This window comes from Afipia massiliensis, assembly GCF_014203115.1.
GTDB lineage: Bacteria > Pseudomonadota > Alphaproteobacteria > Rhizobiales > Xanthobacteraceae > Afipia > Afipia massiliensis.
Map to the genome: position 1 here is coordinate 199,466 of NZ_JACHIJ010000003.1, position 16,927 is coordinate 216,392.

The following is a 16,927-nucleotide window of genomic DNA, read 5'->3' on the forward strand; positions in this document are numbered from 1 at the left end:
CCGTCTTCGGCGAGCCTCGAAGGATGCGTGTTCGCCGTCGCCCTTCGAGGCGCGGCAAGCGCCGCGCACCTCAGGATGACGGCGTTCAGAACATCGTGCGCTCTACGCCACGCCGGGCAGGACGCGGTCCGGCGGCTTGTGGCCATCGAGAAAGGTGCGGATGTTGATCATCACCTTCTCGCCCATCTCAACGCGGCCTTCGAGTGTCGCCGAGCCCATGTGCGGCAGCAGCACGACCTTGCCGGCCTTGGCGAGCCGCACCAGTTTCGGATTCACCGCAGGCTCGTTTTCGAACACATCGAGCGCGGCGCCCGCGATCTCACCGTCCTCGATCAGCTTGGTTAGCGTCGCTTCGTCGATCACCTCACCGCGCGCGGTGTTGATGACGTAGGCGTCCTTGCGGATCAGCTTCAGCCGCCGCGCCGACAGCAAATGAAACGTTGCGGGTGTGTGCGGGCAGTTCACCGAGATGAAATCCATCCGCGCCAGCATCTGGTCGAGGCTGTCCCAATAGGTTGCGCCCAACTCTTCCTCGATCTGCGGGGCGACCGGGCGGCGGTTGTGATAGTGGATCTGCAGCCCGAAGGCGTGGGCGCGGCGCGCCAGCGCCTGACCGATGCGGCCCATGCCGATGATGCCGAGGCGTTTGCCGCCGATGCGGTGACCCAGCATCCAGGTCGGCGACCAGCCCGGCCAGTCCTTGCCTTCAGTCAGGATCGAGGCGCCCTCGATCAGGCGGCGCGGCACGGCGAGAAGCAGCGCCATGGTCATGTCGGCGGTGTCTTCGGTCAGAACCTTTGGCGTGTTGGTGACCATGATGCCGCGCGCAAGCGCCGCAGCCACATCGATGTTGTCGACGCCGTTGCCGAAATTCGCGATCAGCTTGAGGCGGACATCGGGCTGGTCGAGAATCTCGGCGGTGATCTCGTCGGAGACGGTCGGCACCAGGATGTCTGCGGTGCGAACAGCTTCGGCGAGCTGCGCCGGGGTCATGGGAGTGTCATCGAGGTTGAGCCGGGTATCGAAAAGCTCGCGCATGCGCGTTTCAGTGCTGTCAGGCAGCTTTCGCGTGACCACCACCAGCGGCTTTTTCTTACCCGAAACCATTCTCCAGAAGCCCTTCGATCGTAAGCGGGGTTTGCCGTTCCCGGACGCTAGGGCCCGGCCGTTCAATTCACATTAACCGACTTGCTCGAAGGTAGGAATTCGTTGCCGGTCCGGTGAGCTTTTCGCAGCTTTTCAGGCGCTTGGCCCGTGGTCCCTCTCTAGCAGAAGGCCGCGCCAAGACAAGAACCCAAGGGTTTCCAAGGCCCTCCAAGGTTCCTGAAAGCGCGGTCAGCGGTGGTCAGGATGCGAGAGCGCATCACGGATGGCAGGGAGCGGCACTGGGGACCGCACGAAGGAACGTTGTTATGGGATTTGTTCGAATTTTCGCGTCGCTTGCGGTGGGGTTGGCGATCTGGGTCGTGTCATGCGCGACGGGTCTTGCCGCCAAGGACAAGGATGCGGTGGCGACGGCGAGCGGCCTGCCGGTGCCGCGGTATGTCAGCCTGAAGTCCGACCACGTCAATGTCCGCGCCGGTCCCACCAAGGATCAGGACGTCACCTGGATCTACACGCGATCCGGTCTGCCTGTGGAAATCACCGCCGAGTTCGAGAACTGGCGGCGCGTGCGCGATTCGGAAGGGGCAGAAGGCTGGGTCTACCATTCGCTGCTGTCGGGCAGACGTACGGCGGTCATTACCATGAAGAAGAAGGACGATCTGGCGCCGATCTACGACCGCGCCGATGCAACCAGCGCTGTCGCGGCCAAGCTCCAGGCCGGCGTCGTCGCCACAGTGAGGCGCTGCAACGACGGCTGGTGCCGCATCACCGGCAACGGCTTCGATGGCTGGATCGAGCAGCAGCGGCTCTGGGGCGTCTATGCCGACGAGAAGGTGAACTGAGCGACACGCTGTAGGTCGCGCAAAATGAAAATAAAAAAGGCCGGGCTAGCCCGGCCTTTTTATCTTGAATGACGAAACTCGATGTCTTCAGCGCTTCTTGCGCAGGCGCACGACCATGTCGATGCGGCTGATCTCGTAACCTTCCGGCACGTCGGGCATCTTCTGCAGCACGAGATTTGGATCTGGAATATCGACCAGCTCGTGATTGCCTTCCATGTAGAAGTGATGATGCGCGCTGGTGTTGGTATCGAAATAGGTCTTGGTGCCGTCGACACTGACCTGACGCAGCAGGCCGGCTTCGGTGAGCTGGTTCAGTGTGTTGTAGACGGTCGCGAGCGAGACCGGCACCTTGGCGTGGGTCGCCTCTTCGTAGAGCATTTCCGCGGTCAGATGACGCCCGCCCTTGCCGAACAGCAGCCAGCCCAGCGCCATGCGCTGACGGGTCGGACGCAGACCGACTGACTGCAACATTTCGTTGACGTCATGCCACGGACATCCGGTAAGCGCCGGTGCGTGCCCATGGGGGTGGGCATGCAGTTCGTCGCGCTTGCTCTCAGTGGTTACAACGTCATCCATCAGGTCACTCATACGCATAGGGGCGGCACAGGTCCGCCCGCTGAAAAGGGACTGTTGCCAAGACTATAGGAAAGCATGCAGTTACATGCAAGTTTTTCGCAACTGGCTGGCATCATTCTAGGTTAAAAACGGCCCCGAATCGGGCTGTTCCGGCCACTTTGACCCTCGATGGGCCTATGTTAGAGGTCCGGCAAGGTAGCCGCAGGACCGGCATGCCAAAATAAGGGATCCAGATGAAAGACCGCCGGAACAGCTATGCCTACGAAGAGCTCCTGGCCTGTGGCCGGGGCGAGCTGTTCGGAGCTGGCAATGCCCAATTGCCCCTGCCGCCCATGCTGATGTTCGACCGGATCACGGAGATCAACGACACCGGCGGCGAGTACGGCAAGGGCCTGATCCGTGCCGAACTCGAGGTCAAACCGGATTTGTGGTTTTTCGGGTGCCATTTTAAAGGCGATCCGGTGATGCCGGGCTGCCTCGGGCTTGATGCGCTGTGGCAAATGGTCGGCTTTTTTCTTGGCTGGTCCGGTGGTCTTGGTCGTGGCCGGGCGCTTGGCCTGAGCGAACTGAAGTTTTCGGGGCAGGTTCTGCCGCATGTCACCAAGGTCGTGTACAACATCGACATCAAGCGCGTGATGCGTTCGAAGCTGGTGTTGGGCGTCGCGGATGGGACTCTGTCGGCAGACGGCGAGATCATCTATCGCGCCAAGGATCTGAAGGTCGGGTTATTCCAGCAGGACGCCCCAATGCAGCCGGGAACGTGATGCAAGGTTGATAGGCTCACGAGGATAGAGCTTCACATTTGCCGGATACAGAACCGGCGCGGGCAGTCGAAGGCGCGGACATCAAAGCGCAGCAACTAAAGGCGAGGGATCATGAGGCGAGTTGTGGTCACGGGGATGGGCATTGTCTCTTCCATCGGAAACAACACTCAGGAAGTGCTTGCGAGTCTCTACGAGGCGAAGTCCGGCATCACGCGCGCGGAAGAATACGCGAAGCTCGGCTTCCGGTCGCAGGTCCAGGGCGCGCCGACGCTCAATCCTGCCGATGTCATCGACCGCCGTGCCATGCGGTTTCTGGGCGAAGGTGCCGCCTGGAATCACATTGCGATGGAGCAGGCGATCCAGGATTCGGGCCTTGAGGCTTCCGACGTGTCCAACGAGCGCACCGGAATCATCATGGGCTCCGGCGGCCCGTCAGCCCGCACTATCGTCGAGGCTGCTGATATTACCCGCAGCAAGGGACCCAAGCGCGTCGGCCCGTTCGCGGTGCCCAAGGCGATGTCGTCGACGGCATCCGCGACGCTGGCGACCTGGTTCAAGATCAAGGGCGTGAACTACTCGATCTCGTCGGCTTGCGCCACGTCGAACCACTGCATCGGCAATGCCTACGAGACCATCCAGATCGGCAAACAGGATGTCATCTTCGCCGGCGGCTGCGAGGAGCTCGACTGGTCGCTCTCGGTGCTGTTCGACGCGATGGGCGCGATGTCCTCGAAGTACAACGATACGCCGGCCACGGCTTCGCGCGCCTATGACGTCAGCCGCGATGGTTTCGTGATCGCCGGCGGCGCGGGCGTCGTCGTGCTCGAAGAGCTTGAACATGCCAAGGCGCGCGGCGCGCGTATTTACGGCGAGATCGTCGGCTACGGCGCGACCTCCGATGGCTACGACATGGTTGCGCCATCGGGCGAAGGCGCCGAACGCTGCATGAAAATGGCGCTCTCCACCGTCAACACCAAGATCGACTACATTAATCCGCACGCAACATCGACGCCGGCAGGTGATCCGCCGGAAATCAATGCCATCCGCAATGTGTTCGGCACGGGCGACAAGTGTCCGCCGATCTCTGCGACCAAGTCGCTGACCGGACACTCGCTGGGTGCGACCGGCGTGCAGGAAGCAATCTATTCGCTGCTGATGATGAACAACGGTTTTATCTGCGAAAGCGCGAACATCACGGAGCTCGATCCGGTGTTCGCCGATATGCCGATCGTGCGCAAGCGCATCGACGGCGCCAAGATCGGTGCTGTGCTGTCGAACTCCTTCGGCTTCGGCGGCACCAATGCGACGCTGGTGTTCAAGCGGCTCGACGCGTGAGTTTGATTGTCGATATTTTGTTTATCCGATGACCGTCATGCCCGGGCTTGTCCCGGGCATCCACGTCTTCAGGATCGTTCTTTAAGGCGTGGATGGCCGGGACAAGCCCGGCCATGACGATAGAGGAAATCCGAACATGTCTGGACTGATGCAAGGCAAGCGCGGGCTCATCATGGGCGTCGCCAACGATCACTCGATCGCATGGGGCATCGCGAAAGCGCTTCATGCCCAGGGCGCAGAGCTTGCCTTCACCTATCAGGGCGACGCACTCGGCAAACGGGTCAAGCCGCTGGCGGAATCTCTGAACGCGCCGCTGATCCTGCCTTGCGACGTCGAGGACATCGCCAGCGTCGATGCGACCTTCGCCGCGATGAAGGAGAAGTGGGGATCGATCGATTTCCTGGTTCATGCCATCGGCTTCTCCGACAAGAATGAACTCAAGGGCCGCTACGCCGACACCACCCGCGCGAATTTTTCGCGCACCATGGTGATCTCGTGTTTCTCGTTCACCGAAGTGGCGAAGCGCGCATCGGAAATGATGCCGAACGGCGGCTCGATCGTGACGCTCACCTTCGGTGGATCGACCCGCGTCATGCCGAACTACAACGTAATGGGTGTCGCCAAGGCGGCGCTGGAGGCATCGACGCGGTATCTCGCGGCGGATTTCGGACGCAACGGAATTCGCGTCAATGCGATCTCCGCAGGCCCGGTGCGCACGCTCGCCGGCTCGGGCATTGGCGATTCGCGCGCGATGTTTGCGTTCCAGCAGAAGCATTCGCCGCTGGGGCGGGGCGTTACGCTCGACGAACTCGGCGGCACGGCCCTCTATCTGCTGTCGGACCTGTCCGGCGGCGTGACCGGCGAAATCCACTTCGTCGATTCCGGTTACAACATCATCTCGATGCCGCATCCCGATGCGCTGAAGGCCTCCGGCGAGACGGAAGGCTGAAGCCGACGCCCGCAGCGGCGGAAGCCAATTAACCCGCGGCAATCACCGTCGCTCGCTGAAATGCCGGACGCGCCGAACAGGCGTCGAGGTAGCGGTCGAATGATGGCCGGGTCGGCACCATCTTGAACAGTCTGATCGCGAAATTGAGCCCGGAGCCGATAGTGATGTCGGCGGCGGAGAACATGTCGCCCAGCAGGAACGGACCCCTTTCCAGCGCAGCGTCGAGCACGTCGAATACCTGCGTGGCGCTGCCCCAGGCTGCGGTCGAGGTCGGCACCTCGATCTTGGTGAAGATCTGGATGATCGCCGGCTCGATGCAACTGGGTCCGAAAAACAGCCATTGCAGATACTTTGCGCGGCGCGGGTCGCCGATGGGCGGCGCCAGCTTGGCTTCAGGATAGCGATCCGCAACATAGGCGCAGATTGCGGAAGCTTCCGCGATGGACACATCGCCGTCCTTCAGCGCGGGCACTTTTCCCATGGGATTGACTGCGAGAAATTCCGGGGTCTTCTGCGCGCCGGTTGAAATGTCCGTCAGCACGCGCTCATAGGGCTGTCCGGTCTCTTCCATCAGCCAGAGACCCGAGAACGAGCGCGAGCGCGGCGACCAGTAGAGCTTCATCATTCGATCCTCCCTTTTTTGCGATGTTATAGCCAATTCGGACCAAGATTGTCTTCCGGCAACGATTTGACGATTTAATGAAAAAGGCCCCCGCGATGCGATCGCGGGGGGCTTGTTCGTCCTGTCGTCAAGCGGAACGGATCATTCCGCGGCTTGCAGCATTGGCTGCTCTGCGAGATCGAAGCGGTCGGCGTTCATCACCTTGGTCCACGCCTTCACGAAGTCCTTGACGAACTTCCCCTTCGAGTCCGAGGTTGCGTACACTTCGGCATAGGCGCGAAGCTGCGCATGTGAACCGAAAACCAGGTCGGCACGGGTGCCGGTCCACTTCAGATCGCCACTCTTGCGGTCGCGTCCTTCGTATACCTCATCGCCCTCGACTGCCTTCCACTTTGTCCTCATGTCGAGCAGGTTGACGAAGAAGTCGTTGGTCAACACCTCAGGCTGCTCAGTGAAGACGCCATGCTTGGAATTGCTGGCATTGGCACCAAGGACGCGCAGGCCGCCGACGAGAACCGTCATTTCGGGTGCGGTCAACGTCAGCAACTGTGCGCGGTCCACCAGAAGCACCTCGGTCGGCACGGCATACTTGCCCTTGAGATAGTTGCGGAAGCCGTCTGCGACCGGCTCCATCACGGCAAAGGCCTCCACGTCGGTTTGCTTCTGCGATGCGTCCGCACGTCCCGGAGAGAAGGGGACACTCACATTGACGCCGGCATCCTTCGCGGCTTTTTCGATTGCCGCACCGCCGCCAAGAACGATCAGGTCGGCAAGCGACACCTCCTTGTCGTCCGGCTGTGATGCATTGAACTCCTTCCGGATTTTTTCGAGCGTCTGCAGCACCTTGGTAAGCTGAGCCGGCTGGTTGACCTCCCAATCCTTCTGAGGCGAGAGACGGATGCGCGCGCCGTTGGCGCCGCCGCGCTTGTCGCCGCCACGGAAGGTGGAGGCCGAAGCCCATGCTGTGCTGACCACCTCAGACACGGTCAGGCCGGAAGCAAGAATCTTCGCTTTCAGAGCCGCGATGTCCTGCTCATCGATCAGCTTGTGATCGACCTCGGGAATGGGGTCCTGCCAGATCAATTCTTCCTTGGGTATTTCGGGGCCCAGATAACGCGAGTGCGGCCCCAGGTCGCGATGGGTCAGCTTGAACCAGGCGCGTGCGAAGGCCTCGGCAAAGGCTTGCGGATTTTCCAGGAAGCGGCGAGAGATTTTCTCGTAGACCGGATCCAAACGCAGCGACAGATCGGTGGTCAGCATGGTCGGCTTGTGCTTCTTCGACGGATCGTGCGCGTCGGGAATGACGTCCTCGGCGTCCTTGGCCTCCCACTGGATGGCGCCGCCGGGGCTGCGGGTCTGCACCCATTCGTACTTGAACAGGTTCTCGAAGAAGTGGTTGCTCCACTGCGCAGGCGTCTGCGTCCAGGTGACTTCAATGCCGCTGCCGACGGCGTCTGCACCAAACCCGGTGCCGAAGTTGCTGGTCCAGCCAAGACCCTGCTCCTCCAAACCGGCAGCCTCAGGCGCCGGCCCCTTGTGAGACTCAGGCGCGGCGCCGTGGGTCTTGCCGAAGGTGTGGCCGCCGCCGATCAACGCGACGGTTTCCTCGTCGTTCATCGCCATGCGCTTGAAGGTCTCGCGGATGAATCTGGCGGCGGAAACCGGATCGCCGTTGGCGCCCGGACCTTCGGGATTGACGTAGATCAGGCCCATCTCGGTGGCGCCGAGCGGGTTGTCGAATTTCTCAAGGGGACGGTGGGTCAGCCACTCGGTTTCGGAGCCCCAGTTCACGTCCTGATCCGGCTCCCAGACATCCGCACGGCCGGCCGCGAAGCCGAAGGTGCGGAAACCCATGGTCTCCAACGCGACGTTGCCGGCGAGGATCAGCAGATCGGCCCAGGAAATCTGCTGGCCGTACTTCTGCTTGATCGGCCACAGCAGGCGACGCGACTTGTCGATGTTGACGTTGTCCGGCCAGGAGTTGAGCGGAGCGAAACGCTGTTGACCGCGACCGGCGCCGCCTCGGCCGTCAGCAAGACGATATGTACCGGCGGCGTGCCAGGACATGCGGACGAACTGCGGGCCGTAATTGCCGAAGTCGGCAGGCCACCAGTCCTGCGAGTCGGTCATCAGCTTGCGCAGGTCATTCTTCAGCGCCTGATAGTCGAGTTTCTCGAATTCCTTGGCGTAGTCGAACGCCCCGTCCAGCGGATCGGAAAGGGTGGAGTGCTGGTGGAGAACCGAAAGGTCCAATTGGTTCGGCCACCAGTCGCGGTTGGCTCTGGGAGCTGTTGTGTGCGCAACAGGGCATTTGCCTGCGCCCTTGTCATCGGTTTTCGCGTCCATGTTTTTTCTCCGATTGTTCAGTGGTTCTTGGATTGTTGGCGCTGGGATTCAGTGTTGATTTGGGCGCGCTATCGCTGCCGCAGTTTGCTCAGGCGGCGCAATCTGGCGCGCCGATCCGGCGAAACTTTGGAAGAATTCCAACATCAGGTCCAGTCGGATTTTCTTTGCCAAGTAATAAGTTTTTCTGATCAATCTGTCGATTCCCAAATCGGATCAACCCGTGGAACGACCAGATAAAGGGCGGCTGAAAAGCCGCCCTTGTTTTCGAGATTGTATGATTTTCAGATCGTGAGCGTGCCGGCCTTCGCGGCTGCATAGCGCTCGGAAATCTTCGCCCAGTTCACCGTATTCCACCACGCCTTGAGATAGTCGGCGCGGCGATTTTGATAGTTGAGATAATAGGCGTGCTCCCACACGTCGTTGCCCATCAGCACGCGCTTGCCGTCCATGATCGGCGAATCCTGATTGGGGCGGGTCTCGATGGCGAGCTTGCCGGCCTTGGTCACGGTGACGAACACCCAGCCGGAGCCGAACTGGCGCCCGCCGGCGGCGTTGAAGTCGTTCTGAAACTTCTCCAGGCCGCCAAGATCGCTGGTGATCGCTGCCAGCACCTCGCCTTCCGGCTTGCCGCCGTTCGCGCCCATGATCTCCCAGAACATGGTGTGATTGGCATGGCCGCCGAGATTGTTGCGCACGGTGAACTTGATGTCGTCGTTCAGCGCGTTGATGTTGCCGAGAATGTTTTCGATCGGAGTCGTGCCGAGTTGCGGATTGGTCTTGGCGACGTTGTTCATGTTGGCGACATAGGCCGCGTGATGTTTGCCGTGGTGGATTTCCATGGTCTTGGCATCGATATGCGGCTCGAACGCATTCGTTGCATAGGTCAGCGGCGGCAGAACGAACGGGCCAGCCGCCGGAGCGGCAGCAGGGGCTGCTGCAGGCGCGGGGGCAGCCTGCGCGAAAAGGACACGGGGCGCGGCGGCAACCGCCGCCATACCCGCGGCTGCGGTGAAGAGATGACGGCGAGAGATCGATGACATGAGATTTCTCCTCGGTTCAATGTGGCGGTGCTCAAGAAATCCGGTTGGTCGGCAACAGGCAGAAGGCGAATCCGTTGGCGGACCCGGCCCCAATAAACTACGCCACCCGAGCCATGTTGTTTCATGAGATTGTTTTAGCGCAGCAACTTGACGCGGCGTTGTTGCGATTTAGTTGCAACTGGTGCCGGAAAATCGAGGCCGGAGCATCCTCGCGCAAATAAAAAAGGGCGGCTGTGAAGCCGCCCTTTGTAGCGATTTTTCCGATGTTTTACTCGGCTGCGGAAACGCCTTCGGCCTTCTGCTTGGCCTCGAGGTCTTCGCCGGTTTCCTGATCGACCACCTTCATCGACAGGCGAACCTTGCCGCGATCGTCGAGGCCGAGCAGCTTGACCTTGACCTTGTCGCCTTCCTTGACGACGTCGGAGGTCTTCTGCACGCGGTTGGCGGCGAGCTGGCTGATGTGAACCAGACCGTCCTTCGGTCCGAAGAAGTTCACGAACGCGCCGAACTCCATGACCTTGACGATGGTGCCGTCATAGATCTGGCCGACTTCCGGATCGGAGGTGATCGACTTGATCCATTTGATCGCCGCGCGGATCGATTCGCCGTTGGCGGATGCGACCTTCACGGTGCCGTCGTCCTCGATGTTGATCTTGGCGCCGGTCTTTTCGACGATTTCGCGGATGATCTTGCCGCCGGTGCCGATCACGTCACGGATCTTGTCGGTCGGAATCTGCAGCACTTCGATGCGTGGTGCATGTTCGCCGAGCTCGGCGCGGGCATTGGTCAATGCCTTCGCCATTTCGCCGAGGATATGAATGCGTCCGTCCTTCGCCTGGGCGAGCGCGATCTTCATGATCTCTTCGGTGATGCCGGCAATCTTGATGTCCATCTGCAGCGACGTGATACCGGTTTCGGTACCGGCCACCTTGAAGTCCATGTCGCCGAGATGATCCTCGTCGCCGAGAATGTCAGAGAGAACCGCGAACTTCTTGCCTTCGAGGATCAGGCCCATCGCGATACCTGCCGTCGGACGCTTCAACGGCACGCCGGCATCCATCAGTGCGAGCGATGCGCCGCAGACCGAAGCCATCGATGACGAGCCGTTCGATTCGGTGATCTCGGAGACGACGCGCAGCGTGTACGGGAATTCGTGCGCCGCCGGGAGAACCGGATGCAACGCGCGCCAGGCGAGCTTGCCGTGGCCGATTTCACGACGCTTGGTGCCGCCGAGACGACCGGTTTCGCCGACCGAGTAGGGAGGGAAGTTGTAATGGAGCAGGAAGCGCTCCTTGTACGTTCCCGACAGCGAGTCGATGTACTGCTCGTCTTCGCCGGTGCCGAGGGTGGTGACCACCAGCGCCTGGGTTTCACCGCGGGTGAACAGCGCCGAGCCGTGGGCGCGGGGCAGCACGCCGACTTCGGCGACGATCGGGCGAACTGTGCTCGCATCACGTCCGTCGATGCGCTTGCCGGTGTCGAGGATGTTGTTGCGAACCACGTTCGCCTCAAGCTCCTTGAACACGCCCGCAACGCGCAGCTTGTCGTACTTCGGCTCCTGACCTTCCGGGAAGAAATGGTCCATGACCTTCTTCTTCACCGCGCCGACCGCTGCGTAGCGATCCTGCTTGATCGGAATGGCATAGGCCGTGCGCAATTCGGCTTCGCCGACGCTGCGCATTTCGGTGTCGATGGCGCCGTTGTCCACGGAAGAAACCTCGCGCGGCTCCTTCGCGGCCTTCTCGGCCAGTTCGATGATCGCCTGGATCACCGGCTGGAAATGCCGGTGACCGAACATCACCGCGCCGAGCATAATGTCTTCGTTCAGTTCCTTGGCTTCCGATTCCACCATCAGAACGGCATCGGCGGTGCCGGCGACGACGAGATCGAGATTGGTGTCGGCCATCTCGTCGAGCGTCGGGTTGAGAACGTATTCGTCGTTGATGAAGCCGACGCGGGCTGCGCCGATCGGACCCTGGAACGGTGCGCCGGAGATGGTCAGCGCGGCGGATGATGCCACCAGCGCGAGAATGTCCGGATCGTTCTCCATGTCATGCGACAGCACCGTGACGATGACCTGGGTTTCGTTGCGCCAGCCATCGACGAACAGCGGACGGATCGGGCGATCGATCAGGCGGGAAACCAGCGTTTCCTTTTCGGTCGGGCGGCCTTCGCGCTTGAAGTAGCCGCCGGGAATGCGGCCGGCTGCGTAGGTCTTTTCCTGATAGTCGACGGTGAGCGGCAGGAAATCGACGCCTTCGCGCGGAGACTTCGCAGCGACGACGGTGGCGAGCACGATGGTCTCGCCGTAGGTGGCAACCACCGCGCCGTCGGCCTGGCGCGCGATCTTGCCGGTTTCGAGTTTGAGTGGACGTCCACCCCAGTCGATCTCGACTGAATGAGCTTTAAACATTGTCTTCGTCTTTCATGGGTTCACGAAAGAACGGACGCCTGAAACACAAAAACCATGCGCAAGATTGCGGGACACTGAGCGTGCGCGAATGCGGCGTCAGCGTCCGGCGATCCTGCCATGGTTCTTGAATTTCGAATGGCGTCCATCCTTTCGATGGTACGGGCATATTACCCGTTATCGCCCAGCTGCCGGATTGCTGCTGGACACGCCGCGCGGACATTTCAGAGGTCCGCGCGTTGGAATTGCGTGACGTATTTTCTTGGGAAACACCCACGCCACGCAAAAACGCGCGCAAGAATTGCGCGCGTGGATTTCTTAGCGGCGAATGTTGTGCTTCTCGAGAAGCGACTTGTAGCGCGCCTCGTCCTTCCGCTTCACATAATCGAGAAGCGAACGGCGCGTGGACACCAGCTTCAACAGGCCGCGGCGGGAATGGTTATCCTTGCCGTGGGTCTTGAAGTGCTCGGTGAGGTTGGCGATGCGTTCCGACAGGATCGCGACCTGAACCTCAGGCGAACCGGTGTCACCGGTCTTGGTTGCATTCTTCTTGATGACTTCCGCTTTGCGTTCTGCGGCAATCGACATCGTCAAACACCTTCTTTGCGGCCGGAACTGGCAGTCAGTCCGGTCAGGTTGAACACACGCTTGGGGATGAGTTCGCCATTGCCAATCTCGGCGAGGGCCAGAAGCCTTCCTCCGACGGTGGCATAGACTGTGCCGTTTGAAATTGGCGCATCCCGTCCGCGCAACAAAACCGCCTGGCCCCTGTGGAGCCTTGCGGCATCCGCCCGTGTGACGGCCAGTGCCGGGATGTCGTCCAGCGCGGTCTCAACGGGCAAAAGCGCGTCGGCGAGGCTTCCCTCGCCAGACGCGGCTCTATCGCACAAAGCCTCCAGATCTGCCAGCGGAATCATGTCCGCTTCGGTGAAAGGCCCGCAAATCGTGCGCCGAAGCGCGCAAATATGGCCGTATGAGCCCAGAATCCGGCCCATATCGCGGGCCAGCGCCCGGACATAGGTGCCCTTGCCGCATTCGGCCTCAAACACCGATTTGTCGGTATCTATCTGTTCGACAAGGGTTAATTCGTGAATCTCCACCGGCCGGGGGGCCAGCGGCACGACTTCGCCGTCGCGGGCGAGGTCATAGGCCCGCTCGCCCTGGATCTTGATCGCCGAGTACTGCGGCGGGGTCTGCTCGATGGTTCCGGTAAACTGCGGCAGCAGGGCCCGGATCGCGTCCACCGACGGCCGGGCATTGCTGGTCTGGGTGACCTTGCCCTCGGTGTCGTCGGTGTCGCGTTCCTCGCCCCAGCAAACCGTGAAGCGGTAGCGCTTGCGGCCGTCCATCACGAAGGGGACGGTCTTGGTGGCTTCGCCCAGTGCAATAGGCAATCCGCCGGAGGCCAGTGGGTCGAGGGTGCCGGCATGACCGGCGCGCTTGGCATTGAACAGGCGCTTGAGAACGGCGACGGCGTGCGTCGACGTCATGCCGATGGGTTTATCAAGAATCACCCAGCCGTGGACGTCGCGGCGATCGCGCTTTTGCTGACCGCCCTGCTGACGCTGTTGCTTGCCGCCTTGCTGCTGGCGCGGATCGTTGTGCCGCGTGCCGCTCGCCGCAGCATCGGAAGATTTATTTTCAGCAGGCGCGTTCGAATCGGTTGTTTGCGGTTCGATCGCGCTGTCTGGGCTAGTCACATTCATCAGTCTTGGTCCGAATCTGTCTTGAGGTCTTTTTGAACCGCAGGTGTTCTCAGTAATTTCTCGATCCGTTCTGCTTCGTCGAATCGTTCGTCAACGCGGAAGCGAAGATCAGGCGCAAATTTTAAGTTAACGCGATGCGCAACCTCGCCGCGCAGAAACTTCTTGTTGCGGTCGAGCGCGGCAACGACCTCCGCGAGACCGCGACCGCCGAGTGGCATCACGTAGATGGTGGCGAGCTTGAGGTCCGGCGACATCCGCACTTCGGGCACAGTGATGATGTGCCCTTCGAGCGCCGGATCGTGCACGCCGCCAGCGCTGAGAATGTCCGCAATCGCGTGGCGGATGATTTCGCCGACGCGCAACTGTCGCTGCGAGGCGCCGGTCGTGCCGCCGCGAGGGTCGCTGTCCTTTTTGCGTGTGGCCATGATGGTCCTTGCCGAAAATCAATCGTCATGCCCGCGCGTATCGCGGGCATGCATGTCGTTCCTGATGTTGCTGGCAAGACGTGGATGGCCGGAACTCTATTCGCGAAGACGCGCTTCGCGCTTTAGTCCGGCCATGCCGCCTTGGCTTTCTTAAAAAACCCAGTGCGCCTGTAAGACTTGGACTTACAAGGAGCGCTGAATGGTCTCTACGCGATAACACTCGATAACGTCGCCGACGCGCATGTCCTGATAGTTCTCGAATGCCATGCCGCATTCCTGGCCGGACTGCACGTCCTTCACTTCATCCTTGAAGCGCTTCAGCGTCGACAGCTTGCCTTCGTGCACGACGACGTTGTCGCGGATCAGGCGTACGTTCGCGCCGCGTTCCACGGTGCCGTCGGTCACGCGGCAACCCGCGATCTTGCCGACCTTCGAGATGTTGAACACTTCGAGGATCTGCGCATTGCCCAGCATGGTTTCGCGCAGCGTCGGCGCGAGCAGGCCGGACATTGCCTTTTTCACGTCATCCACGAGATCGTAGATGATGTTGTAATAGCGGATTTCGATGCCGTTGCGCTTGGCCAGCGCCGCCGCTTCCTTGTTGGCGCGGACGCTGAAGCCGATGATCGCGGCGTTGAAACCTTCCGCCAGCGTCACGTCGGATTCCGAGATGCCGCCGACGCCTGCATGAAGAATGCGGGCCGCGACTTCGTCGGTGCCGAGCTTTTCGAGCGAGCCGAGAATCGCTTCCAGCGAGCCCTGCACGTCGGCCTTGATGACCAGCGGGAAGTCCTTGCGGCCCGTTGTCTTGAGCTGCGACATCATCTGCTCGAGCGAGCCGCGCATGCCGGCATTGCTGGCGGCGGATTTCTCGCGCTTCTGATGGGCGCGATAGCTCGTGACTTCGCGGGCGCGGGCTTCGTTCTCGACCACGGCGAGGCGGTCGCCGGCTTCCGGCGGGCCGTTGAAGCCGAGCACCTCGACCGGAACCGACGGACCTGCTTCCTGCACGGTCTCGCCCTGATCGTTGATCAGCGCGCGGACACGGCCCATTTCAGCGCCGGCGACAATGATGTCGCCGACCTTCAGCGTGCCGCGCTGAACCAGCACGGTGGCCACGGGACCGCGGCCGCGATCGAGCTTGGCTTCGATCACGGTACCTTCGGCCGGACGATCCGGGTTGGTTTTCAGGTCGAGCAGGTCGGCCTGCAGCGCGATCATTTCGAGCAGCTTGTCGAGGTTGGTCTTGTTCTTTGCGGACACTTCAACGTCGACGACGTCGCCGCCGAAGGATTCGACCTGCACTTCGTACTGCAGCAGTTCGGTGCGCACGCGCTCGGCCTTGGCGTCCGGCTTGTCGATTTTGTTGATCGCCACGATCATCGGAACATTCGCGGCCTTGGCGTGATTGATCGCCTCAATGGTCTGCGGCATGACGCCGTCGTCGGCCGCCACGACCAGGATGACGATGTCGGTGACCTTGGCGCCGCGGGCGCGCATCGCGGTAAACGCGGCGTGGCCCGGCGTGTCGATAAAGGTGATCTTCTTGCCGCTTTCCGGCGAGGTGACCTGATAGGCGCCGATATGCTGGGTGATGCCACCCGCTTCGCCGCTGACGACATTGGCGTGGCGCAGTGCATCCAGCAGCGAGGTCTTGCCGTGGTCGACGTGGCCCATGACGGTCACGACCGGCGGACGCGGCGTGGTGTCCGAGGCATGATCGTCGGCGACGTCGAACAGGCCTTCTTCCACGTCAGACGCAGCAACGCGCTTGACGGTGTGGCCCATTTCCTCGGCGATGAGTTGCGCGGTGTCGGCGTCGATCACGTCGGTGATCTTCACCATCTGGCCCTGCTTCATCAGCAGACGGATGACGTCCACCGCACGCTCGGCCATACGGTTGGCGAGTTCCTGAATCGTGATCGCTTCGGGGATGACCACTTCGCGGATCAGCTTTTCCTTCGGCTCGTTGGACGCATGGCCCTTGAGGCGCTGGGTGCGGCGGCGGAACGAGGCGATCGAACGCTCGCGTACGTCGTCGGCATTGAGCGCGGTGGAAAGGGTCAGGCGGCCGCGCTGTTTCGCGGGCGCGGGCTTTGCGGTCGGCTTCGGTGCGATGACCGGGCGTGCCGGCCCACCGCCGGGGCGACGCACCAGACGCGGTGCTTCATCGTCATCGGATCCATCGGCGGCGACAGCAGCCGGACGGGCCGGGGTCGTTGCAGCCGTGCGTGCCGTGGTGGCAGGCGCAGCCGCCTTGGCAGCGGCCTCGGTGCTGCGCTTGGTGGCTTCACGTTCGGCGCGCGCCTTGGCTTCTTCCTCGGCGCGGTGGCGTTCTTCCTCGGCCTTCTTGCGGGCTTCGGCGGCTTCACGCTCCTGCTGTTCCTTGAATTCCTTGGTGTTGCGGCGCGCGGCTTCAGCTTCCGCGGCGCGGCGCTCTTCTTCTTCGCGCACACGCGCATCGGCGAGCGCGCTGGCGCGGGCGCTCTGCTCGTCTTCGGTCAGGGTCTGGAGGACAACGCCCGACTTGCGGGCTGGCGGGCGCGCAGGCTCAGGCGTGCGCGGCGCAACCTTCGCAGGTGCTGCGACAGGCGCAGGTGCTGCGGGCGCCGCTTCGGGCGCAGGCGCGGGATCGCCGGCCAGACGGCGCTTGGTTTTCTTTTCGACCACCACCTGCTTGGTGCGGCCGTGACTGAAACTCTGGCGCACGACGCCGGTCTCTGTGCGCGGCTTGAGCGACAGAGTTTTCGAACCGACGCTCAGCGTCTTATCGCCAGGATTTTTCGTATCAGCCATTCAACAGTCCCA

14 protein-coding genes are annotated in these 16,927 nt (G+C 61.7%); 4 read left to right on the forward strand and 10 right to left on the reverse strand.

The window, feature by feature from the left end; all coding sequences use genetic code 11:
- Positions 1-102 precede the first annotated feature (102 nt).
- On the reverse strand, positions 103-1,107 hold the full coding sequence (locus HNQ36_RS10515) for a 2-hydroxyacid dehydrogenase (protein ID WP_184084552.1): 1,005 nt from the start codon (positions 1,105-1,107) through the stop codon (positions 103-105).
- Positions 1,108-1,412: 305 nt separating this feature from the next.
- Between HNQ36_RS10515 and HNQ36_RS10520 the strand changes: the two genes are divergently transcribed.
- Entirely contained in the window at positions 1,413-1,946 is a 534-nt protein-coding gene (locus HNQ36_RS10520; protein ID WP_184084555.1) for an SH3 domain-containing protein, read from the forward strand.
- Between the two features lie 87 nt (positions 1,947-2,033).
- On the opposite strand, the gene irrA is transcribed toward HNQ36_RS10520, so the two are convergent.
- Positions 2,034-2,522 (reverse strand): iron response transcriptional regulator IrrA, encoded by a 489-nt coding sequence (gene irrA / locus HNQ36_RS10525; protein WP_184084558.1) that lies wholly within the window; start codon positions 2,520-2,522, stop codon positions 2,034-2,036.
- 233 nt (positions 2,523-2,755) lie between these two features.
- On the opposite strand from irrA, the gene fabA reads away from it, so the two are divergent.
- The 3 genes from fabA to fabI all read left to right on the forward strand — a co-directional run bounded on the left by fabA (position 2,756) and on the right by fabI (position 5,570).
- Positions 2,756-3,286: a 3-hydroxyacyl-[acyl-carrier-protein] dehydratase FabA gene (gene fabA / locus HNQ36_RS10530; protein WP_046828297.1), complete on the forward strand. Its 531-nt coding sequence runs from the start codon at positions 2,756-2,758 to the stop codon at positions 3,284-3,286.
- Positions 3,287-3,397: 111 nt separating this feature from the next.
- Entirely contained in the window at positions 3,398-4,621 is a 1,224-nt protein-coding gene (gene fabB / locus HNQ36_RS10535) for a beta-ketoacyl-ACP synthase I (RefSeq protein ID WP_184084561.1), read from the forward strand.
- A gap of 136 nt (positions 4,622-4,757) precedes the next feature.
- Positions 4,758-5,570 (forward strand): enoyl-ACP reductase FabI, encoded by an 813-nt coding sequence (fabI, locus tag HNQ36_RS10540; protein ID WP_184084564.1) that lies wholly within the window; start codon positions 4,758-4,760, stop codon positions 5,568-5,570.
- Between the two features lie 28 nt (positions 5,571-5,598).
- Here the strand turns inward: fabI and HNQ36_RS10545 are convergent, their stop codons facing one another.
- The 8 genes from HNQ36_RS10545 to infB all read right to left on the reverse strand — a co-directional run bounded on the left by HNQ36_RS10545 (position 5,599) and on the right by infB (position 16,915).
- Positions 5,599-6,195, reverse strand: a complete 597-nt coding sequence (locus HNQ36_RS10545; protein WP_184084567.1) for a glutathione S-transferase family protein — start codon at positions 6,193-6,195, stop codon at positions 5,599-5,601.
- A gap of 138 nt (positions 6,196-6,333) precedes the next feature.
- Positions 6,334-8,538, reverse strand: a complete 2,205-nt coding sequence (katG, locus tag HNQ36_RS10550) for a catalase/peroxidase HPI (protein ID WP_184084570.1) — start codon at positions 8,536-8,538, stop codon at positions 6,334-6,336.
- 281 nt (positions 8,539-8,819) lie between these two features.
- On the reverse strand, positions 8,820-9,578 hold the full coding sequence (locus HNQ36_RS10555; protein WP_184084573.1) for a superoxide dismutase: 759 nt from the start codon (positions 9,576-9,578) through the stop codon (positions 8,820-8,822).
- Positions 9,579-9,846: 268 nt separating this feature from the next.
- The gene (gene pnp / locus HNQ36_RS10560; protein WP_184084576.1) at positions 9,847-11,991 is read right to left on the reverse strand and encodes a polyribonucleotide nucleotidyltransferase; all 2,145 of its coding nucleotides are present in this window, start codon (positions 11,989-11,991) and stop codon (positions 9,847-9,849) included.
- Between the two features lie 315 nt (positions 11,992-12,306).
- On the reverse strand, positions 12,307-12,576 hold the full coding sequence (gene rpsO / locus HNQ36_RS10565; protein ID WP_019199072.1) for a 30S ribosomal protein S15: 270 nt from the start codon (positions 12,574-12,576) through the stop codon (positions 12,307-12,309).
- A gap of 2 nt (positions 12,577-12,578) precedes the next feature.
- Entirely contained in the window at positions 12,579-13,694 is a 1,116-nt protein-coding gene (gene truB / locus HNQ36_RS10570) for a tRNA pseudouridine(55) synthase TruB (protein ID WP_184084579.1), read from the reverse strand.
- Complete coding sequence (gene rbfA, locus HNQ36_RS10575; RefSeq protein WP_184084582.1) at positions 13,694-14,119, reverse strand: 30S ribosome-binding factor RbfA; 426 nt, start codon at positions 14,117-14,119, stop codon at positions 13,694-13,696. The genes truB and rbfA overlap by 1 nt, the downstream gene beginning before the upstream one ends.
- A gap of 183 nt (positions 14,120-14,302) precedes the next feature.
- A complete protein-coding gene (infB, locus tag HNQ36_RS10580; protein ID WP_184084585.1) occupies positions 14,303-16,915 on the reverse strand; it encodes a translation initiation factor IF-2 in 2,613 nt (870 codons plus the stop codon).
- Positions 16,916-16,927 lie beyond the last annotated feature (12 nt).